Raw genomic sequence first — 19,987 nt, forward strand, 5'->3', positions numbered from 1 at the left:
GCGACCCCCAGAAATCTTCTGCAATTTCTGCACGGCCCAACCGGGCCGCAGTTCTTGGTCTCGGTATGTATCTGTAATCGGGTATCGGGTACCGGCCGTCGGCCCTCAGCCGGCGAGCCGCCGTTCCGCCTCTTCGAGACGCTCGGCGACCGTGCCGTTGACGACCTCTTCGCCGACGCGGACCGAGACTCCGCCGAGGACCTCGGGGTCCACGTCGAGGTTCAGATGCATCGGGTGACCGTACAGCCTGGCCAGGGCCGCGCCGAGGCGCTGCTTCTGGCCGTCGGTGAGGGGCACCGCCGTCGTGACGACCGCCACCAACCGGTCCCGGCGCGCCGCGGCGAGCCGGGACAGTGTCTGAAGACCCGCTTCCAGGCTACGTCCACGGGGCTGGGTGACGAGGCGCGTGACCAAGCGCTCGGTGCTCGGGTTGGCCCGGCCGCCGAGCAGCGTGGTCAGCAGCCCCGTCTTCGCGGGTACCGTCGCCGCCTGGTCGGTCAGCGCGGCCCGCAGCGCGGTGCTGGACTCGATGATCCGGCCGAACCGGAACAGCTCGTCCTCCACCTCGTCGAGCCCGCCGGCCCGCTGCGCGGCGGTGAGCTCGGCGACGGCCGCCAGCTCCTCCACCGAGTCGACCAGGTCACGCGGCTGCGACCAGCGGGCCCGGACCATGCCGGCGACCAGGTCGGCGCTCTCGCCGCCGACCTGTCCGCGGAGCAGTCCGCCGACCAGGTCCGCCTTGGAGTCGCCGGACCGCGCGGGGTCGGTCAGGACCCGGCGCAGCGACACCTCGCGGTGGAGCAGCGCGGTGACGGCGGTGAGCTCATCGGCGAGCTTCGACGCGTCGACCGACGTGCTGTCGGTCAGCGCGTCGAGACGCTCGCGTGCGGCGGCCAGCGCCGCGCGGCTCGCCCCGTGCGCAGTCATCGGGCCGCCTCCGCCGTCGACGCGCCGTCCTCGAGTTCGTCGAGGAAGCGGTCGATGGTGCGGCTCTGCCGGGCACTGTCCTCAAGGGACTCACCCACGAGCTTGCCGGCGAGGTCCGTGGCGAGCTTGCCGACGTCACGGCGCAGCGCCGAGGCGGCGGCCTTGCGGTCGGCCTCGATCTGGGTGTGGCCCGCGGCGACGATCTCCTCGCGCTGCCGCTGCCCCTCCGCCTTCATCTCCTGGATGATGGCGGCACCCTGCTCGGTGGCCTCCTGACGGAGCCGGGCCGCCTCGTGACGCGCCTCGGCGAGCTGGGCCTTGTACTGCTCCAGGACGCTCTGCGCCTCGGTCTTGGCGGCTTCCGCCTTCTCCATGCCGCCTTCGATGGCCTCACGGCGCTCGTCCAGAACCTTGTTGATGCTCGGGAGGAGCTTCTTGGCCAGGAAGCCGAAGACGATGACAAAAGCGAGCAGGCCGATGACGAGCTCGGGAATCGGCGGAATGAGAGGGTTCTGCTCCTCCTCGGCCGCGAGCTGAACCAACAGAGGGTTCACATCAGTGCCTTTCGTCTAGTGGTGCTGATCGGATCGAGAAGATCACACGCCATAGACGAACGGCATGACCAGACCGATAAGGGCGAGCGCCTCACAGAAGGCGAAACCGAGGATCTGGTTGGCGCGGATCAGGCCGGCGGCCTCGGGCTGACGGGCGAGGGCCTGGGTGCCGTTACCGAAGATGATGCCGACGCCGACGCCGGGACCGATGGCGGCAAGACCGTAGCCGATGGAGCCGAGCGAACCGGAGACGGCGGCAAGGTTCTGGGACATGCCAGTTCTTCCTTCTCTTTCACGGACCGATGGGGGTTGGCCACCGGACGACTGAGGGCTGGGGGCGGGGACTCAGTGGTGCTCGGCGAGCGCGCCCTGGATGTAGGTGCAGGTGAGCAGCACGAAGACGTACGCCTGAAGGGCCTGGATGAACAGCTCGAAGGCCGTCATCACGAGCACCATCACGAACGAGACACCGGCGTAGGCGATCCCGATCCCGTTGAGCAGATACCAGCTCGCGATGGTGAAGAGCAGCAGCAGGGTGTGGCCCGCGAACATGTTCGCGAAGAGTCGCACCGCGTGCGTGAACGGGCGGACCAGCAGGTTCGAGAAGAACTCGATCGTCATGGCCAGCGGAAGCACCGGGCCGAGCGACTTGTCGTAGCCGGTGAAGTTCTTGAACGCGCCCACGAAGCCGTGCCGTTTGAAGGTCAGCGAGACCCAGAGCACATAGACGATGAGTGCGAGGACGATCGGGTAGGCGATGATCGACGTGACGGGGAACTGGGCGACCGGAATGATCGACCAGAGGTTCATCATCCAGACGAAGAAGAAGATCGAGACGACGAGGGGGACGTACTTCTCGCCCTCCCGCTTGCCCATCGTCTCGTAGACGATTCCGCGCCGGATGAAGTCGTAGCCCGCCTCGGCGACCAGCTGGAGCTTGCCCGGGACAACCTTCGGGTTACGGAAAGCCGCCCAGAAGAAGGCGACGATGATGATCGAGCCGAGAAGCGCCAGCAGCATCGTCTTGTTGAAGTACAAGTTGCTGTCCCCGTCGCCGAACAGCGGCTTGAACAGGAACGAATGCAGGCCGGGGGCCGGGAAGCCACAGCCCTCGAAGATGTGGCAGTCGGTCTCGAAGGCGAGCACCTGCGTCGGGTCAGCACTCACCGCGGGCTCCTTCAACATGGCGCATAGGTACGGCAACCTCGTTGTGTCGGCGCGGCGGGAAGCCGCGGTTCGGCACTGGACTGGTGTTTCGGATGTGGGAACGGCGACCGGGCTGCTCCGAGCCTCGCGTCGTAAGAGCAGGCGTCAGCTGGGGAGCCCGCGCCCTCGATGCCGCAGTTGGAACCGGACGATAGCAGGATCTCGAACTCGCGCTTATCCCGCCCCTACCTCTCACGCCGACGTACCCGTCTTCTCCGGCTCGACGTAAAGAATCTTCGCCTTCATATGGGCACGGGCCTGGGCCGCGATCCAGGCGAGCGTCGCGATCACCAGCGTCAGCGCGAACGCCCTGGGGTTGAACAGGGTGGTGTCCTTGAAGACGGCCATGAAGACGAAGAGCGCCAGCACTTGGGTCGTGTAGAGCAGCAGGCCCATCCCCTGGAAGAGATGCGGCAGCGTCCTGGCCGTGCGCTGGAGCACGATGAGACCGATACCCATGAAGACGGTCACCACCACCGTGGCGACACCGGCACCCAGCGCCCCCTTCCCGCCCGCGACCACACCGCTGACCACCGTGGCGACAACGCCGACGGCGGCGGTGGGTACGGCGGCCTGGAGGAGGGTCCGGACGTCGTTGGAGGGCATGGCGGCAGCTCCGCTTGCTGGGTGGGGCAGATGGTGTCGTCATGGACGAGCGTAGGCCCGGTCCGAGAGTTGGATTCTCGGGCCAACGGACCGTCGCACTACGGTCCTTCGGCTCTGGCGCCGGGTCTCGTGAACGGTATCACAAACTATTTGATGAGGTCTTTACCATGAAGGTGTGCTCACCGTCACACATGAGGGCGAATCTGCCCGTGTGAGTCGGACAACACGCCGTCTTGTCTGGTAATGAGGCCCGTTGAGGTAATTCTCAGTACGCGGAATCCGCCCTGCGCCGGTCGGAGAACCGAGATCGCGGCCCGATCGCTGTCGCCCCGTTGACGCCCGCCGGGACCGGAGCGGGCTCGCCCGCCGGGACCCCGTCGGCCGGCGGTACGTCGCCCGTGGGCCGGGAATCGTGAGGCACCTGTGATCCGGCGGCCGGCCGGCCCTCCCGCGGCCCGGACTCCTCGGGGGCGTCCTCCGCGGCTTCCCCGGCCTCCGCCAACTCCCCCTGGGCGATCGGCTTACGGCGCCGGTAGCGGGGCGGCACGACGGCCTCCGCCCAGCGCGGGGCGCGCGGGGTGAAGCGGGGCAGCAGCAGGAGCAGCAGCCCCAGGGCGCTCAGCGCGACGACCGCCAGCACGATCCACATCGTGGACATGGTGGACGAGGAGTGGACCGAGTACAGGACCACGCCGAAGGCGATCAGCGCCGACCAGAAGTACATGATCAGTACGGCCCTGCTGTGCGAGTGCCCGATCTCCAGCAGCCGGTGGTGGAGATGCCCGCGGTCGGCGGCGAACGGCGACTGGCCGTTCCAGGTGCGGCGCACGATCGCGAGGACGAGGTCGGCGACCGGGATCGCGATGATCGTCAGCGGCAGCAGCAGCGGGATGAAGACCGGCAGCGCGGCGTGGGTCGCCTCGCGGGTCGAGCCGTCCGCGTAGATCTTCAGGGCGTCCGGATCGACCTGGCCCGTCACGGAGATGGCGCCCGTCGCGAGCACCAGACCGATCAGCATCGAACCCGAGTCACCCATGAAGATCCGGGCCGGATGCATGTTGTGCGGCAGGAAGCCGATGCCCATGCCCATCAGGATCGCGGCGAAGAGGGTGGCGGGGGCCGCGGCCTCGATGCCGTACCCGTACCAGATCCGGTACGCGTACAGGAAGAACGCCGCCGCCGCGATGCAGACCATGCCGGAGGCCAGACCGTCGAGTCCGTCGACGAAGTTGACCGCGTTGATCGTGATCACGACGAGGGCGACGGTGAGGAGCGTGCCCTGCCAGGACGTCAGCGCTACGGTCCCGACACCCGGCACCGGGATCCACAGGATCGTCAGACCCTGCATCACCATCACGCCCGCGGCGATCATCTGGCCGCCGAGCTTGATGAGGGCGTCGATCTCGAACTTGTCGTCCAGGACGCCGATCAGCCAGATCAGCGCGGCGCCGGAGAGCAGCGCGCGCGGCTCGTTCGACCGCTCGAAGACCCCGCTGAGATTCTCCAGGTTGCTGGCGACCAGCAGTCCGGCGCACAGGCCGAAGAACATGGCGATTCCGCCGAGACGCGGTGTCGGTTCGCGGTGCACGTCGCGCGCGCGGATCGCGGGCATCGCACCGATCGCGATGGCGAACTTCCGCACCGGACCGGTCAGCAGATAAGTCACCGCGGCCGTCACGCAGAGCGTCAGCAGATAATCACGCACAGGCTGCCCCACAGGAATCGCCGGCCATCCGAGGCACACACACTAACTCGCGACAGGAGGACCGTTGGAATGCGTGTAGCCACATGAGGAAGGACATACACGGCGGCTCGTCGGTTGCACAAATTCGTCTCACCATATCCCCCGCCGAATTTCTCACGGTACGTCGCCCCTGTTCAACGGTGCGCGAGCGGCACGGGATCAGTGCGGAATCAGTGCGGGGTCGGCACGCCCGTGAGTGCCGTCACCACCGGATCGAGAGCCTGGTGGATCTCGTCGCCGATGGAGCGGAAGAAGGTGATGGGGGCCCCGTACGGGTCGTAGACCTCGTCCGCCTCCGCGTTCGGGGCCAGGAGCCACCCGCGCAGAGCCGCGGCGGCACGCACCAGCGCACGGGCCCGCTCGACCACGCCCTCGTCGAGGGGGTCGGGCAGCGTCGCCGGGTCTATGGCCCGTACGAGACGCGTGAACTCCTTCAGCGTGAAGGTTCGCAGCCCCGCCGAGTGCCCCATCGAGATGACCTGCGCCCGGTGGTCACGTGTCGCCGTGAGCACCAGGTCCGCGCGGATCACGTGCTCGTCCAGCAGCTCACGCCCGACGAAGCCGGACGGGTCCGCGCCGAAGTCCGCGAGGACGGCCTCCGCGTTGGCCTCCATCGAGGCCCCCTCGTGTCCCCAGGTGCCCGCGCTCTCCACGATGAGCCCGCCCGTGAGGCGCTCGCCGAGGCGGTCGCTCAGGGCATGCCGGTTCAGCCGCTCGGTGATGGGCGAGCGGCACACGTTGCCGGTGCTGACGTGGAGGATGCGGAAGGTGTCGGGGAGTCCCGCTATGCCACGCCCCTCAGGGGCGGTCAATTGGCCACCTCGAGGTCGGGTACGACCTTGCGGAGCTCCTCGGCGTCGACGGCGCCCGCACGCAGCAGCAACGGGACCTTGCCGGTCACGTCGACGATCGACGACGGCACGATGCCGGGGGTCCTCCCGCCGTCCAGATAGACCGACACGGCGTCCGCGAGCATCTCCTGCGCCGCGTCACAGTCCTCCGGCGCGGGGTGTCCGGTCAGGTTCGCGCTGGAGACCGCCATCGGGCCGACCTCGGTCAGCAGCTCGATCGCGACGGGGTGCAGCGGCATCCGGATCGCGACGGTGCCACGGGTGTCGCCGAGGTCCCACTGGAGCGAGGGCTGGTGCTTGGCGACGAGCGTGAGGGCGCCGGGCCAGAACGCGTCGACCAGCTCCCACGCCTGCTCCGAGAAGTCCGTGACCAGGCCGTGCAGGGTGTTCGGGGAGCCGATGAGCACGGGCGTGGGCATGTTGCGGCCCCGGCCCTTGGCGTCGAGGAGGTCGGCGACGGCCTCGCTGCTGAAGGCGTCGGCGCCGAGCCCGTAGACGGTGTCGGTGGGCAGGACGACGAGCTCGCCGCGACGGACGGCGGACGCGGCTTCACGCAGACCGGTCGTACGGTCGGTCGCGTCGTTGCAGTCGTATCGCCGTGCCATCTAACAGCCCTCTTTCTGTGTCATTTCGGGTGCTCGGTTCGCCTCAGGGGCGCGCCCCTTCGACTCACTCGCGTGCGTTGCCGGGGTCACGGCATGGCCTTGCGGGCCGTCGCGAAGCGGGGGCGGTTGTTCAGGTCCGGGTGGTCGGCCGCGTCCGCCCAGCCGGCCTCCTCGTTGAAGATCCACGGGACCTGGCCGCCCTGTGTGTCCGCGTGCTCCACGACCACGAGGCCGCCGGGCCGCAGCAGCCGGTGGGCGGTGCGTTCGATCCCCCGGATCGTGTCGAGGCCGTCCTCGCCGGAGAAGAGCGCCATCTCCGGGTCGTGGTCGCGCGCCTCGGGCGCGACGTACTCCCACTCGGTGAGCGGGATGTACGGCGGGTTGGAGATGACCAGATCGGCCTGGCCGTCGAAGTCCGGGAGGGCCGTCAGAGCGTCTCCGCGGTGCACGGTGACCCTGGACCCCTCGGCGTTCTTCCGCGTCCAGGTGAGGGCGTCCTCGGACAGCTCCACGGCGTGCACACGCGAGCGCGGCACCTCCTGCGCCATGGCGAGCGCGATCGCGCCGGATCCCGAGCAGAGATCGACGATCAGCGGCTCGACGACGTCCATCGCGCGGACCGCGTCTATGGCCCAGCCGACGACGGACTCGGTCTCCGGCCGGGGCACGAACACCCCCGGCCCGACCTGGAGTTCCAGATACCGGAAGAAGACCCGTCCGGTGATGTGCTGGAGCGGCTCGCGGGCCTCGCGGCGCGCGACGGTTTCCCAGTAGCGGGCGTCGAACTCCTCGTCCACGACGCTGTGCAGCTCTCCGCGCTTGACGCCGTGCACGAACGCGGCGAGTTCCTCGGCGTCGAACCGCGGGGACGGCACGCCCGCGTCCGCCAGCCGCTGGGTGGCCTGGGCCACCTCGGCAAGCAGCAGACTGCGGGGGGCGGTCCCGCGGCGGAGCCGCTGAGGGTCGCTGGGTCCCCCAGAAGGTGGCTGCACGCTGGTTCCTCCTGAGACGTAGACGGGGAGGGGACGTGATCGGTACGGACGTGATCGGTGGTGACGTGATCGGTGGTGACGTGGCGTGAGGGACGGCTCAGGCGGCCGCGAGCTTCGCCGCCGAGTCTGCGTCGACGCAGGCCTGGATCACTGCCGCCAGCTCACCGTCGAGCACTTGGTCCAAGTTGTACGCCTTGAAGCCGACCCGGTGGTCCGAGATCCGGTTTTCCGGGAAGTTGTACGTACGGATCTTCTCGGACCGGTCGACGGTACGCACCTGGCTGCGCCGGACGTCCGCCGCGTTCTTCTCCGCCTCCTCCTGTGCTGCGGCGAGCAGCCGCGAGCGCAGGATACGCATGGCCTGCTCCTTGTTCTGGAGCTGGCTCTTCTCGTTCTGGCAGGAAGCGACGACTCCGGTGGGCAGATGCGTGATCCGGACGGCCGAGTCCGTCGTGTTGACGGACTGACCGCCGGGGCCCGACGAGCGGTAGACGTCGATACGCAGGTCGTTGGCGTGGATCTCCACGTCGACCTCCTCCGCCTCCGGCGTCACGAGGACACCGGCCGCCGAGGTGTGGATCCGGCCCTGCGACTCGGTGGACGGCACCCGCTGCACACGGTGCACCCCGCCCTCGTACTTCAGCCGCGCCCAGACGCCCTGTCCCGGCTCGGTGGCCCCGTTGCCGCCCTTGGTCTTCACCGCGACCTGGACGTCCTTGTAGCCGCCCAGCTCGGACTCGGTGGCGTCGATGATCTCGGTCTTCCAGCCCACGCGCTCGGCGTACCGCAGATACATCCGCAGGAGGTCCCCGGCGAACAGCGCCGACTCGTCGCCGCCCGCGCCCGCCTTGATCTCCAGGATGACGTCCTTGTCGTCACTGGGGTCGCGCGGGACGAGCAGCAGACGGAGTTTCTCGGTCAGTTCGTCGCGCTGCTTCTCCAGCACCTTGACCTCGGCGGCGAATTCGCCGGCCGACGCGTCCGTGGGGTCCGCCGCGAACTCACGGGCCGTCTCGATGTCGTCCCCGGTCCGCTTCCAGGCGCCGTACGTCCCGATGATCGGGGTCAGTTCGGCGTACCGCTTGTTGAGCTTGCGGGCGTGCGCCTGGTCCGTGTGGACCGACGGGTCGGCGAGCTTCTTCTCCAGGTCGGCGTGCTCGCCGACCAGTTCCTCGACCGCCTCGAACATTCGGGGGCTCCTGGGGTGCGTACGTGAGTGCTGCGCGAAGGTGCTGCGGGACGGCAAAGCGCCGGTCCCGACGCCCCAGGGCAGGGGCGCCGAGAACCGGCGCAGTTGGCTCGCTACTTGTTGGCGGAGCCGGCGGCAGCCTTGCCGAAGCGGGCCTCGAAGCGGGCCACACGGCCACCGGTGTCGAGGATCTTCTGCTTGCCCGTGTAGAACGGGTGGCACTCGGAGCAGATCTCGGCACGGACGGTGCCCGATTCGATCGTGCTGCGAGTGGTGAACGACGCACCGCAGGTACAGCTGACCTGGGTCTCGACGTACGTGGGGTGGATGTCGCGCTTCAAGGTGTCTCCTAGGGAACGTCCCTCGCCGGGCGAGGAGGCTCCGGGTCGCACGCGCGGATGCTCGTACGTGAACCGGGGCCGACGGACCAGTCTGCCAGGACCGGCCGTATCTCCAAAACCGGGGTGGTCCCGGATCTATTCCGCCGGGGCGGCGCCCGCCGGCGGGCCCGTGCGGTCGTCCGCCGGCGGCCCCGTACGCACCGTCATCCGCCCGTGACCACGTCGGACGCGTCGCCCTTGTCACCCGCGGATTCCCTCGTCGCCGAGGCCGGTATCGGCCGGTCCGCCCGCAGCGCGGTCCATACCCGCTCGGACGCCTTCTCCAGCGGTACGACGCGGTTCGGGTCCGCCGGGTCGTACCGGACGGGCAGCGTGATCATGTTGACGTCCTCGGACCCGAGGCTCTTGAGGCCGCCGGCGAACGACGCGAGCTCCTTGACCGAGTCCAGCTCGGAGTCGGGGGTGATCGCGCGGGTCGCGGTGTCGCCGATGTCGTACAGCTTCTTCGGGCTGCTGAGCAGACCGATCTCCTTGACCTGGGTGATCAGCGCCTTGATGAAGGCCTGCTGGAGCTGGATGCGGCCCAGGTCGCTGCCGTCGCCGACGCTCTTGCGGGTCCTGACGAGGCCGAGGGACTGTTCGCCGTCGAGGGTGTGGGTGCCGGGTCCGAGTTTCAGTCCGCTCTTGGAGTCGTCGATGGCCTCGGTGGTGGTGATCCGCACACCGCCGAGATCGTCGATGAGCCGCTTGAAGCCCGTGAAGTCGACCTCGATGTAGTGGTCCATGCGGATGCCGGACATCTTCTCGACGGTCTTCACCGCGCAGGCCGGGCCGCCGACCTCGTACGCCGTGTTGAACATGGCGCGCCGCGCCCCGGCCGCGGTGCCGCCCTGACCGTTCTCGCAGTCGGGGCGTTCGACGATCGTGTCGCGCGGTACGGAGACCACACTCGCCGTCCGGTGGCCCTCGTTGACGTGCACGATCATCGCGGTGTCCGAGCGGGCTCCGCCCTGGTCCCGGCCGTACGAGGAGTTGGCGCCGGAGCGCGAGTCGGAGCCGAGCACGAGGATGTCCATCGAACCGTTGTCGGTGTCCACGGGGCGGTCGGTGCCGAGGCTGGCGTTGATGTCGACGCCCTGGATGTTGCCGTTGAGCTTGACGTACACGTATCCGAGACCGGATCCGCCGACGAGGACCAGGGCGGCGGCGGCCCACGCGGCCAGCGTCATGGCGCGCCGGCCCGCGCCGGGCTTCTTGCGGCGCGATCCGGTCGCCCGTATTCGTCCGCCCCTGCTCTGGTCGCTCATCCGGTCCTCAGCTCTCGTCGGGCAGCTGGCAGCGTCGCACAACAAGCTGTGGCCCCCGCCGGAGCGGGGGCCACAGGGTCGGGCGGCTGCGGTGAGTGACCGGTCAGGTCCTCACCTGGGGTTTCAGGCGATGGAGTAGTAGCTGTTCCAGCCCGTGCCGAGGCTCACCGGTGTGGCGAAGATCTCGGACGTGGTCTTGCCCGTGCCCTTGAGCAGCGACAGGGTGCCGCCGGTCGTACGGACGAGAACGTCGGCCTTGCCGTCACCGTTCACATCACCCGGGGTGACGATGAGGTTGTAGACGGACCAGTCGGCGCGGACCTGGACCGGAGCCTCGAACGGGGCGGTGGACTTGCCGGTGCCCTTGACCAGGTAGAGCGCGTTGGTGCCGCCGCGGCGGACCAGCAGGTCGGGCTTGCCGTCGTTGGTCAGGTCGCCGTGGCCGCGTACCTGGTTGTAGGCCTGGTAGCCGGTGCCGACCGCGGTGGAGGCACTGAACTTGCCGTTGCCCTGGCCCGGGTAGAGCCGGAGCTGTCCGGTGGAGGCGACCGCGACCAGATCGGGCTTGCCGTCACCGTTGACATCGCCGGGGGTGACGATCGCCCGGAAGGTCTTCCAGCCGGAGAAGATCTTCGTCTTGACGTAGGTGGCGCTGCTCGCCGAGCGGTGCAGCCAGTACACGTCGCCGGAGTTGCCCCGGGCGACGAGGTCCTCGTAACCGTCCCTGTTCAGGTCGGTCTGGATGACCAGGTTGTACGCGCTGAACGTGCCGGTGAACGCCTTGCGGGCGGCCAGCTTCTCCCCGGTGGAGCTGAACGTGTACGCCTTGCCGTCCGAGGTCGTGCGGGCCCACGGGTCCGCCCGGTGGTCACGGCTGAAGTTGGTGTCGTCGACCCGCGGCTGGATGGCCGGCATATACGTCGAGACCTTGGTGTACACGTCGTACAGGCCGCCCAGGTTGCACAGCTCGGACTGGGTGGCGACGCCCCACGAGGTGATGCCGATGATCCGGCCGTTCACCATCATCGGGCTGCCGGAGTCACCGGGGCAGGTCGCCTTACCCGTGCTGTTGTCGCCCGTGCCGCCGGCGCCCGCGCAGATCATGTGGCCGGGCTTGAAGGCGCCCGGCGTACCGAGCGCGGTGTCGAGGTTCTCGGTGCACTCCGCGTCCGAGCGCAGCGGCTGCGTCACCCGCTGGAGGGTGTCGGCCAGCCTGCCGAAGTCCGGGTCCGAGCCGGTCATGCCCCAGCCGTAGGTGGTGGCGGTGGTGCCCGGCGCGTACCGGGCGGTGTCACCGTACGACGCGGGCTGCGCCGGGGTGCCCGTCAGCGGCTTGGAGAGCGTGAGCAGCGCGAAGTCGTTGTCGATCTCGGCCGCGTTGTACGAGCCCGCGAAGTAGGACTTCTTGATGGTGACCCCGGTGCCTTCGTCATTGGGGCCGCCGGCGAGCTTGGCGGTGTTGGCCAGAATGATGCCGTGGCCGACCATGTCGAGCGCTTTGCCGTTCTCGTCGGTGACGCAGTGCGCCGCCGTGAGAACCTTGTTGGGCGCGACGAGCGTGCCACCGCAGGTGAAGTAGAAGAGTCCGTCGTTGTCGTACTCGAAAAGCACCTGCACCATCCAGGGGGCGCTGCTGATCGAGGTGTTCGTGCCGCCGATGATGCGGGGTGAGGCTTCGTTGGAACTGACGACCTCGGCGCCCTTGGGCGGCAGGAACTTCTCACCGCCGCCGTCCGCGGCCTGGGCGGTGGCCACCAGTCCGCCGGCGAGCATGGTAAGGGTCGCCGCACCGGCGGCAATCAGTCTTCGCATTTTCCGGGCCGGTCGGCCCTGACGCGACACACGCACGCAAATCTCCCGCTAATCAAGGGAATTGGTTTGGCGCCGTGTGGGGGGATGGAACGGCTCGTCGGATATTACAGGCAGAAATCCGCCCCGTCACCGGAGTAACGGGGCGGATCCAGGCGGAAGTTGAACAATCGGGACGGGTTTTCCCGAAACGACCTGTCAGTCGTTGCCGTTTCCGGGCGACGGAGTCGTCTTCTGAATCTGAAGCAGGAACTCCGCGTTCGACTTCGTCTTCTTCATTTTGTCCAGCAGCAACTCGATGGCCTGCTGCTGGTCGAGTGCGTGCAGCACCCGGCGCAGCTTCCAGACCACGGCCAGTTCGTCGCTGCCGAGCAGGATCTCTTCCTTACGGGTGGAGGACGCGTCGACGTCCACCGCCGGGAAGATGCGCTTGTCCGAGAGCTTCCTGTCGAGCTTGAGCTCCATGTTGCCGGTGCCCTTGAACTCCTCGAAGATCACCTCGTCCATGCGCGAGCCGGTCTCGACGAGCGCGGTGGCCAGGATGGTCAGCGAGCCGCCGTCCTCGATGTTGCGCGCCGCGCCGAAGAAGCGCTTCGGCGGGTAGAGCGCGGTCGAGTCGACACCACCGGACAGGATGCGTCCGGAGGCCGGGGCTGCGAGGTTGTACGCACGGCCCAGGCGGGTGATGGAGTCCAGCAGGACGACCACGTCGTGACCCAGCTCCACGAGGCGCTTGGCGCGCTCGATGGCCAGCTCGGCGACGGTGGTGTGGTCCTCGGCGGGGCGGTCGAAGGTCGAGGAGATGACCTCGCCCTTCACGGACCGCTGCATGTCGGTGACCTCTTCCGGACGCTCGTCGACGAGGACGACCATCAGGTGGCACTCGGGGCTGTTGACCGTGATCGCGTTGGCGATGGCCTGGAGGATCATGGTCTTGCCGGTCTTCGGCGGGGCCACGATCAGACCGCGCTGGCCCTTGCCGATCGGTGCGACGAGGTCGATGATCCGCGTCGTCAGCACACCCGGGTCGGTCTCCAGCCGGAGCCGGTCCTGCGGGTAGAGCGGGGTGAGCTTCTGGAACTCCGGCCGCCCGCGGCCCGATTCGGCCGCCATGCCGTTCGCCGAGTCCAGCCGCACCAGCGCGTTGAACTTCTCGCGGCGTTCGCCGTCCTTGGGCTGGCGCACCGCGCCGGTGACGTGGTCGCCCTTGCGCAGGCCGTTCTTACGGACCTGGGCGAGTGACACGTACACGTCGTTCGGGCCCGGCAGATAGCCGGAGGTCCGGATGAACGCGTAGTTGTCGAGGATGTCGAGGATGCCCGCGACGGGAATCAGCACGTCGTCGTCGGCGACCTGCGGCTCGCCGCCGCCACCGAACTCCTCGCGGCCACGGCGCCCGCGCCTGTCGCGGTACCGGCCGCGCCGGCCGCGCCGGCCGCCCGCCTCGTCGTCGAAGTCGTCCTGCGGCCCGTTGCCCTGGTTCTGACCGCCGCCCTGGCCCTGGCGCTGCTGGCGCTGGCCGCCGGTCTGCTGGCCGCCACCGCCCTGCTGGTCGTCGCCCTTGCCACGGCGCTCACGCTGGCGGCTCTGCCGGTCACCGCGCTCCCCGCGGTCCCTGTCCCCGCGCTCGCCCCGCTGGCCGCGCTCCTGGCGGTCGCCGCGGCGTCCTTCGGCGTCGGACTGGGCGGAGGCGGAGACGGCGGCCTCGGCCCTGGCGTCCGGGCGCTCGTCCACGACGGTGTCGGTGCCCGACTCGGCGCGGCTCTCGGTCTTGGTGTCCGGGCTGCCCGCCTGCGCGGTGGCCCGGCGCCGACGGCGCTCGCCCGCGGGCTGGTCGTCGCTGGCCGGCTGGCCCGGGATGTCGATCTGCGCGTCGGCCTTCTCGGCCTTCTCGGCCGGGGCCGGGGCGGCGGCCGTGTCGGCCGCCTTGCCCGCGGGGGCGTCGGCGGCCGGGGCCGCGTCGCCCGTACGGGCCTTGGAGGTGGCGCGCCGCTTGGGCTTCGCCTCGGCGTCGCCGCCGGCGGTCTCGGCGCTCTTCGGGGCGGCCGAACCGCCGCCCTGCGCCTCCTTGATGACCTCGATCAACTGGCTCTTGCGCATCCGCGCGGTGCCCCTGATGCCGAGGCCGGACGCGACCTGCTGCAACTCGGCCAGGACCATGCCGTCGAGGCCGGTGCCGGAGCGGCGGCGCCGTGAGGTGGTGCCAGTGGCAGCACCTTCGGCGGGCGCGGTCGTGTCGACGCTGTTGTCGGCAGTCACGCCCATCAGATCGGTGGTGTCGCTCACGAAGGGTCCTTCCCTGGAGCGGACGTCGGCCTTCTGGCTCGGCGACCGGTTGTGCTGTCCGACCGCGGGTTGTGATCGTGTCGATCACCGGCCGCGGCCGGGGCGATGGTCCCGCCGGGTACGGCGGAAGACTTGCGTACGTGCAATGGGTCCGGCCCGAGGTCCCCCTGCTCGGCCCACTCCTGGACATAGCGAGGGGTGTCGTGCCGGTTCCGGGGCGTGCTCAGAACTGCTCAGGCAGGCTGCTCAGGCAGTTGGGGAGGCTCCCGGAAGAATGGTGGTCCCGAATGGGGACGCGAAGCACCGAGCCACAAAGACTTCGGGTGCAGACTTGAGGTTAACACTACCGGCTCCAACAAACATTCCCCCTCTCACTCACCGGCAATCTCGCTCACCGGCAATCCACCGTCACTGAGGACCCAGCGGCAGAACACTCGCCCCCGTGCCGTCGAGGCCGAGCCTGTGCGCCGCCCAGCCCTCGCCGGCCAGCTGTACGACCTTGTCGGCCGCACTGTCCTCGGTCAGCGCCAGGACCGTGGGTCCGGCGCCGGAGATGACCGCGGGGACGCCGTCGGCCCGCAGTCGGTGCACGAGCTCCACACTCCCCGGCATCGCGGGAGCGCGGTATTCCTGGTGGAGCCGGTCGTCGGTGGCCGCGAACAGCAGGTCGGAACGCCTGGTCAGGGCCTGTACGAGCAGGGCCGCCCGGCCAGCGTTGAAACTCGCGTCCACATGGGGGACGGAGCGCGGGAGCAGCCCGCGGGCGGTCTCGGTCAGGACGGGCCGGTCGGGCACGAACACCACGGGAACCACGGAGTCGGCGACCTCCATCCGGATGGCCCGCGCCGCGCTTCCGTCGGTCCAGGCGAGGGTGAATCCGCCGAGCAGACAAGCCGCCACATTGTCCGGGTGGCCCTCGATCTCGGTGGCGAGCTCCAGCAGCGCCGTGTCGTCGAGTCTGGCGTCGCCGCCTATCGTCACGGCGCGCGCGGCGACGATCCCGGCGCAGATCGCGGCGGACGACGAGCCCAGGCCGCGGCCGTGCGGGATGCGGTTGGCGCAGACGACCTCCAGGCCGCGCGGCTGGCCGCCGAGCAGGTCGAACGCGGTGCGCAGGGACCGTACGAGCAGGTGGTTCTCGTCGCGGGGCAGTGTCCCGGCGCCCTCGCCCGCGATGTCGACGTGCAGGCCGGCGTCGGCGACGCGTACGACCACGTCGTCGTAGAGCCCCAACGACAGGCCGAAGGCATCGAATCCCGGCCCGAGGTTGGCGCTGGTGGCGGGGACGCGCACCCGTACGGCGGCGGCGCGGAAAGCTGGACCGGCCATCGCTTAGACGACTCTCCTTGTGTGACTGCGAGGAAGGCTGAACGGGAGACGAGGCTGCGAGACCACGGGGTTTCGGCAAGAAACGGAAACACCCGACGGCCACGAGGGCAACAACACCACGGCATATGCGGCGGGGCGGGTCGGGTACAGCCTATCGAAGGAAGGTTCTGTCGCGACATAGGGCGCACAGGAGGCGCACGATGCGTGTCGCGTGGCTTCCTGTGCGCCTATGCAGGGTCTTGGTGTGCTTTGTGCGTGCCCCGTAAGGCCCGTGCGGGCTCCGGCGGGGGCGCACCAGGGCTTGTCCGGCGGATCGGCGGACGGCGGATCGCCGGATTTTCGTGGACGAGTCCTACGCGAGTCCGAGACGCTCCGCCGCCGTCACCGCGTCCACCGGCACCGTGACCGGCTGAGGCGCGCCCGCGACCGCCCAGTCCGGGTCCTTGAGCCCGTTCCCGGTGACGGTGCAGACGATCCGCTGCCCGGGATCGACCTTGCCGTCCTCCGCCGCCTTGAGCAGACCCGCGACGGACGCGGCCGACGCGGGCTCGACGAAAACGCCCTCCTGCGCGGCCAACAGCCGGTAGGCGCGCAGGATCTGTCGGTCCGTCACCTCGTCGATGAAGCCGCCCGACTCATCCCTGGCGGCGAGCGCCTGCCGCCAGGACGCGGGGTTGCCGATACGGATCGCGGTGGCCACGGTGTGCGGGTCCTTCACGACCTCGCCGCGCACGATCGGCGCCGAACCGGACGCCTGGAAGCCCCACATGCGCGGGGTACGGGTCGCGGGGCCGTCGGCCGCGTACTCCGTGTAGCCCTTCCAGTACGCCGTGATGTTGCCCGCGTTGCCGACGGGCAGCACATGGATGTCGGGGGCGTCGCCGAGTGCGTCCACGATCTCGAACGCCGCGGTCTTCTGGCCCTCGATACGGGACGGATTGACCGAATTGACCAGCGCCACCGGGTAGTTGTCGGACAGCCCGCGCGCCAGCGTCAGACAGTCGTCGAAGTTCCCGTCGACCTGGAGGATCTTCGCGCCGTGCACCAGCGCCTGGCCCATCTTGCCCAGCGCGATCTTGCCCTGCGGCACCAGGACCGCGCAGACCATGCCGGCCCGTACCGCGTACGCGGCGGCCGACGCCGAGGTGTTGCCGGTGGAGGCGCAGATGACGGCCTGGGCGCCCGCCTCCTTGGCGTGTGTGATGGCCAGCGTCATCCCGCGGTCCTTGAACGACCCGGTCGGGTTGGCGCCCTCGACCTTGAGGTGCACCTCGCAGCCCGTGACTTCGGAGAGGACCTGGGCGGGGACCAGCGGCGTACCGCCCTCGCGGAGCGTGACCACCGCCGTCGCGCCGGTGACCGGCAGCCGGTCCCGGTACTCCTCGATGATGCCGCGCCACTGGTGGGTGCCATTGCTCGTCATGGGTCCCTTACTCCCCTTCAACACGCATGATGCTGGCGACACCGCGCACGGTGTCGAGCTTGCGCAGCGCCTCGACGGTCCCCGAGAGGGCGGCGTCGGGCGCGCGGTGGGTGACGACGACGAGGGATGCCTCGCCGCCCAGTCCTTCACTGTCCAGCCGGCCCTGCTGGCGCACGGTGTCGATCGACACGTCGTGCTCGGCGAAGACGGTGGCGACCTGGGCCAGTACACCCGGTTTGTCGGCCACGTCGAGGCTGATGTGGTAGCGGGTCACGACCTCGCCCATCGAGCTCACCGGCAGCCGCGTGTACGCGGATTCGCCGGGGCCCGTCGATCCGCCGATCTTGTTGCGGCAGACCGCGACGAGGTCGCCGAGCACGGCGGAGGCGGTGGGCGGGCCGCCCGCGCCGGGGCCGTAGAACATCAGCCGGCCGGCCGCCTCGGCCTCCACGAAGACCGCGTTGTAGGCCTCGCGCACAGAGGCGAGCGGGTGGCTGAGCGGGATCATCGCCGGGTGTACGCGGGCGGTGACCGACCTGCCGTCGGCGGCGCGCTCGCAGATGGCGAGGAGCTTGACGGTGCAGCCCATGCGCCGCGCGGAGGCGATGTCGGCGGAGGTGACCTCGGTCAGTCCCTCGCGGTGGACGTCGTCCAGGCGTACGCGGGTGTGGAAGGCGATCCCGGCGAGGATCGCGGCCTTCGCCGCGGCGTCGAAGCCCTCGACGTCGGCGGTCGGGTCGGCCTCCGCGTAACCGAGCGCTGTCGCCTCGTCCAGCGCCTCCGAGTAGCCGGCGCCCGAGGAATCCATCCGGTCGAGGATGAAGTTCGTGGTGCCGTTCACGATGCCGAGCACGCGGTTGACCTTGTCGCCCGCGAGGGATTCCCGCAGGGGCCGCAGCAGCGGGATGGCGCCGGCGACGGCGGCCTCGTAGTAGAGGTCCCTGCCGTGCTTCTCGGCCGCCGCGAAGAGCGTCGCGCCGTCCTCGGCGAGCAGCGCCTTGTTGGCCGAGACGACGGAAGCGCCGTGCTCGAAGGCGGTGGTGATCAGTGTGCGGGCGGGCTCGATGCCGCCGATGACCTCGATCACGACGTCGATGTCGCCGCGTTTGACCAGCGCCGTCGCGTCCGTGGTGATCAGCGCGGGGTCTATGCCCTCGCGCACCTTGGAGGGACGGCGGACGGCGACCCCGGCGAGTTCCAGGGGCGCGCCGATCCGCGCGGCCAGATCGTCGGCGTGCGTCGCCATGATGCGCGCCACCTCTGAGCCGACGACCCCACAGCCCAGCAGCGCCACCTTCAGCGGACGCGTACGCATCATGCGACCTCGATTCCCTCTCACAGCGATGTGGACCAGTCTCACGCACCGGACGGAAGTTTCTCCCCTCCGTCCGTCATACGAGACATCAATCTCGGCTAACCAACATCGAGCCGCAGGAGATCCTCCTCCGTCTCGCGCCGGACGATCACCCGCGCCCCGCCGTCCCTGACCGCGACGACCGGCGGGCGCAGCGCGTGGTTGTAGTTGCTCGCCATGGAGCGGCAGTACGCCCCGGTGGCGGGGACCGCGATCAGGTCCCCCGGCGCCAGGTCGGCGGGCAGGAACGCGTCGCGTACGACGATGTCACCGCTCTCGCAGTGCTTGCCGACGACCCTCGACAGCATCGGCTCGGCGTCGGAGCGACGGGAGACGAGCGCGACGCTGTACTCGGCGTCGTACAGCGCGGTGCGGATGTTGTCCGACATGCCGCCGTCGACGCTCACGTACGTCCGCAGCCCGTCCAGCGGCTTGATGGTGCCGACCTCGTAGAGCGTGAAGGCCGTCGGGCCCACGATCGCGCGGCCGGGCTCGACCGAGATGCGGGGGGTGCGCAGTCCGGCGGACTCACACTCACGGGTGACGATCGCGGTGAGGGACTTGGCGATCTCGTGGGGCTCGCGCGGGTCGTCGTCGGGGGTGTACGCGATGCCGAGGCCGCCGCCGAGGTCGATCTCGGGGAGTTCGACGCCGTGCTCGTCGCGGATCTCGGCCAGCAGCCCGACGACGCGGCGCGCCGAGACCTCGAAGCCGGCCATGTCGAAGATCTGCGAGCCGATGTGCGAGTGGATGCCGATGAGTTCGATGCCGTCGAGCCGCAGCGCCCGGCGGACGGCCTCGGCCGCCTGGCCGTCGGCGAGCGCGATGCCGAACTTCTGGTCCTCGTGGGCGGTGGCGATGAACTCGTGGGTGTGTGCCTCGACGCCGACCGTGACCCGGATCTGCACGGGCTGGACCCGGCCCAGGCTCTTGGCGATGTGCGCGACGCGCACCATCTCCTGGAACGAGTCGAGGACGATGCGCCCGACGCCCGCGGCGACGGCGCGCTCGATCTCGTGCACGGACTTGTTGTTGCCGTGCAGCGCGATGCGCTCGGGGGGCATGCCCGCGTCGAGCGCGGTGGCCAGCTCGCCGCCGGAGCAGACGTCGAGGTTGAGCCCCTCCTCCTTGAGCCAGTGGACGACGGCGCGGGACAGGAAGGCCTTGCCCGCGTAGAAGACGTCGGCGTCCTTGCCGAAGGCGTCGGTCCAGGCGCGGCAGCGGGCCCGGAAGTCGGCCTCGTCGAGGAAGTACGCGGGGGTGCCGAACTCCTCGGCGAGGCGGGTCACCGGCAGCCCGGCGACGGTGGCGACACCGTCCTCGTCGCGCCGGACCGTGCGCGACCAGATCTTGTCGTCCAGCGTGTTGAGGTCGGCGGGCGGCGGGGAGTAGTGGCCCTCGGTGTGCACGTCGCCGTAGCGGGGGCCGGCGGGGTGGGCGGAACGGCTCATCGTCTTGCTGCTC

General features: G+C 69.6%; 18 protein-coding genes. All 18 read right to left on the reverse strand.

What is annotated here, in order from left to right:
• Nucleotides 1–105: 105 nt before the first annotated feature.
• Complete coding sequence (locus OIE74_RS11415; protein ID WP_329381525.1) at nucleotides 106–927, reverse strand: F0F1 ATP synthase subunit delta; 822 nt, start codon at nucleotides 925–927, stop codon at nucleotides 106–108.
• The gene (locus OIE74_RS11420) at nucleotides 924–1,481 is read right to left on the reverse strand and encodes a F0F1 ATP synthase subunit B (RefSeq protein ID WP_329381527.1); all 558 of its coding nucleotides are present in this window, start codon (nucleotides 1,479–1,481) and stop codon (nucleotides 924–926) included. Before OIE74_RS11420 ends, OIE74_RS11415 begins: the two co-directional genes overlap by 4 nt.
• A 42-nt stretch (nucleotides 1,482–1,523) precedes the next feature.
• The gene (gene atpE / locus OIE74_RS11425) at nucleotides 1,524–1,754 is read right to left on the reverse strand and encodes an ATP synthase F0 subunit C (protein WP_242571200.1); all 231 of its coding nucleotides are present in this window, start codon (nucleotides 1,752–1,754) and stop codon (nucleotides 1,524–1,526) included.
• 72 nt (nucleotides 1,755–1,826) lie between these two features.
• Entirely contained in the window at nucleotides 1,827–2,648 is an 822-nt protein-coding gene (atpB, locus tag OIE74_RS11430) for a F0F1 ATP synthase subunit A (RefSeq protein ID WP_329381534.1), read from the reverse strand.
• 231 nt (nucleotides 2,649–2,879) lie between these two features.
• Complete coding sequence (locus OIE74_RS11435; RefSeq protein ID WP_329381536.1) at nucleotides 2,880–3,293, reverse strand: hypothetical protein; 414 nt, start codon at nucleotides 3,291–3,293, stop codon at nucleotides 2,880–2,882.
• Between the two features lie 265 nt (nucleotides 3,294–3,558).
• Entirely contained in the window at nucleotides 3,559–4,998 is a 1,440-nt protein-coding gene (locus OIE74_RS11440) for an MraY family glycosyltransferase (protein ID WP_329381539.1), read from the reverse strand.
• 209 nt (nucleotides 4,999–5,207) lie between these two features.
• On the reverse strand, nucleotides 5,208–5,849 hold the full coding sequence (locus OIE74_RS11445; RefSeq protein ID WP_329381540.1) for an arsenate reductase/protein-tyrosine-phosphatase family protein: 642 nt from the start codon (nucleotides 5,847–5,849) through the stop codon (nucleotides 5,208–5,210).
• Nucleotides 5,846–6,493, reverse strand: coding sequence for an L-threonylcarbamoyladenylate synthase (locus OIE74_RS11450; protein ID WP_329381542.1), 648 nt, complete (start codon nucleotides 6,491–6,493; stop codon nucleotides 5,846–5,848). The genes OIE74_RS11445 and OIE74_RS11450 overlap by 4 nt, the downstream gene beginning before the upstream one ends.
• Before the next feature lie 86 nt (nucleotides 6,494–6,579).
• Nucleotides 6,580–7,419, reverse strand: coding sequence for a peptide chain release factor N(5)-glutamine methyltransferase (prmC, locus tag OIE74_RS11455; protein WP_329392251.1), 840 nt, complete (start codon nucleotides 7,417–7,419; stop codon nucleotides 6,580–6,582).
• 163 nt (nucleotides 7,420–7,582) lie between these two features.
• A complete protein-coding gene (prfA, locus tag OIE74_RS11460) occupies nucleotides 7,583–8,674 on the reverse strand; it encodes a peptide chain release factor 1 (RefSeq protein WP_329381544.1) in 1,092 nt (363 codons plus the stop codon).
• A 113-nt stretch (nucleotides 8,675–8,787) separates the two neighbouring features.
• Complete coding sequence (rpmE, locus tag OIE74_RS11465) at nucleotides 8,788–9,015, reverse strand: 50S ribosomal protein L31 (protein ID WP_189105450.1); 228 nt, start codon at nucleotides 9,013–9,015, stop codon at nucleotides 8,788–8,790.
• 203 nt (nucleotides 9,016–9,218) lie between these two features.
• Complete coding sequence (locus tag OIE74_RS11470; protein ID WP_329381547.1) at nucleotides 9,219–10,322, reverse strand: LCP family protein; 1,104 nt, start codon at nucleotides 10,320–10,322, stop codon at nucleotides 9,219–9,221.
• 123 nt (nucleotides 10,323–10,445) lie between these two features.
• Complete coding sequence (locus OIE74_RS11475) at nucleotides 10,446–12,134, reverse strand: trypsin-like serine protease (RefSeq protein WP_329381549.1); 1,689 nt, start codon at nucleotides 12,132–12,134, stop codon at nucleotides 10,446–10,448.
• A gap of 195 nt (nucleotides 12,135–12,329) precedes the next feature.
• Nucleotides 12,330–14,417: a transcription termination factor Rho gene (rho, locus tag OIE74_RS11480; protein WP_329381550.1), complete on the reverse strand. Its 2,088-nt coding sequence runs from the start codon at nucleotides 14,415–14,417 to the stop codon at nucleotides 12,330–12,332.
• A 408-nt stretch (nucleotides 14,418–14,825) separates the two neighbouring features.
• The gene (gene thrB, locus OIE74_RS11485) at nucleotides 14,826–15,746 is read right to left on the reverse strand and encodes a homoserine kinase (protein WP_329381552.1); all 921 of its coding nucleotides are present in this window, start codon (nucleotides 15,744–15,746) and stop codon (nucleotides 14,826–14,828) included.
• Nucleotides 15,747–16,098: 352 nt separating this feature from the next.
• On the reverse strand, nucleotides 16,099–17,169 hold the full coding sequence (thrC, locus tag OIE74_RS11490) for a threonine synthase (protein WP_329381555.1): 1,071 nt from the start codon (nucleotides 17,167–17,169) through the stop codon (nucleotides 16,099–16,101).
• 7 nt (nucleotides 17,170–17,176) lie between these two features.
• Nucleotides 17,177–18,487: a homoserine dehydrogenase gene (locus OIE74_RS11495; protein ID WP_329381557.1), complete on the reverse strand. Its 1,311-nt coding sequence runs from the start codon at nucleotides 18,485–18,487 to the stop codon at nucleotides 17,177–17,179.
• Nucleotides 18,488–18,582: 95 nt separating this feature from the next.
• A complete protein-coding gene (gene lysA / locus OIE74_RS11500; RefSeq protein ID WP_329381560.1) occupies nucleotides 18,583–19,974 on the reverse strand; it encodes a diaminopimelate decarboxylase in 1,392 nt (463 codons plus the stop codon).
• Nucleotides 19,975–19,987 lie beyond the last annotated feature (13 nt).

The organism is Streptomyces sp. NBC_01716 (genome assembly GCF_036248275.1).
Lineage (GTDB): Bacteria > Actinomycetota > Actinomycetes > Streptomycetales > Streptomycetaceae > Streptomyces.

Bases quoted from the DNA above. Each gene is read 5' to 3' on its own strand.
- atpE (WP_242571200.1), bottom strand. From the start codon at position 1,754: ATGTCCCAGAACCTTGCCGCCGTCTCCGGTTCGCTCGGCTCCATCGGC.
- OIE74_RS11470 (WP_329381547.1), bottom strand. From the start codon at position 10,322: ATGAGCGACCAGAGCAGGGGCGGACGAATACGGGCGACCGGATCGCGC.
- OIE74_RS11415 (WP_329381525.1), bottom strand. From the start codon at position 927: ATGACTGCGCACGGGGCGAGCCGCGCGGCGCTGGCCGCCGCACGCGAG.
- thrB (WP_329381552.1), bottom strand. From the start codon at position 15,746: ATGGCCGGTCCAGCTTTCCGCGCCGCCGCCGTACGGGTGCGCGTCCCC.
- prfA (WP_329381544.1), bottom strand. From the start codon at position 8,674: ATGTTCGAGGCGGTCGAGGAACTGGTCGGCGAGCACGCCGACCTGGAG.
- OIE74_RS11450 (WP_329381542.1), bottom strand. From the start codon at position 6,493: ATGGCACGGCGATACGACTGCAACGACGCGACCGACCGTACGACCGGT.
- OIE74_RS11495 (WP_329381557.1), bottom strand. From the start codon at position 18,487: ATGATGCGTACGCGTCCGCTGAAGGTGGCGCTGCTGGGCTGTGGGGTC.
- thrC (WP_329381555.1), bottom strand. From the start codon at position 17,169: ATGACGAGCAATGGCACCCACCAGTGGCGCGGCATCATCGAGGAGTAC.
- OIE74_RS11435 (WP_329381536.1), bottom strand. From the start codon at position 3,293: ATGCCCTCCAACGACGTCCGGACCCTCCTCCAGGCCGCCGTACCCACC.
- lysA (WP_329381560.1), bottom strand. From the start codon at position 19,974: ATGAGCCGTTCCGCCCACCCCGCCGGCCCCCGCTACGGCGACGTGCAC.
- OIE74_RS11475 (WP_329381549.1), bottom strand. From the start codon at position 12,134: ATGCGAAGACTGATTGCCGCCGGTGCGGCGACCCTTACCATGCTCGCC.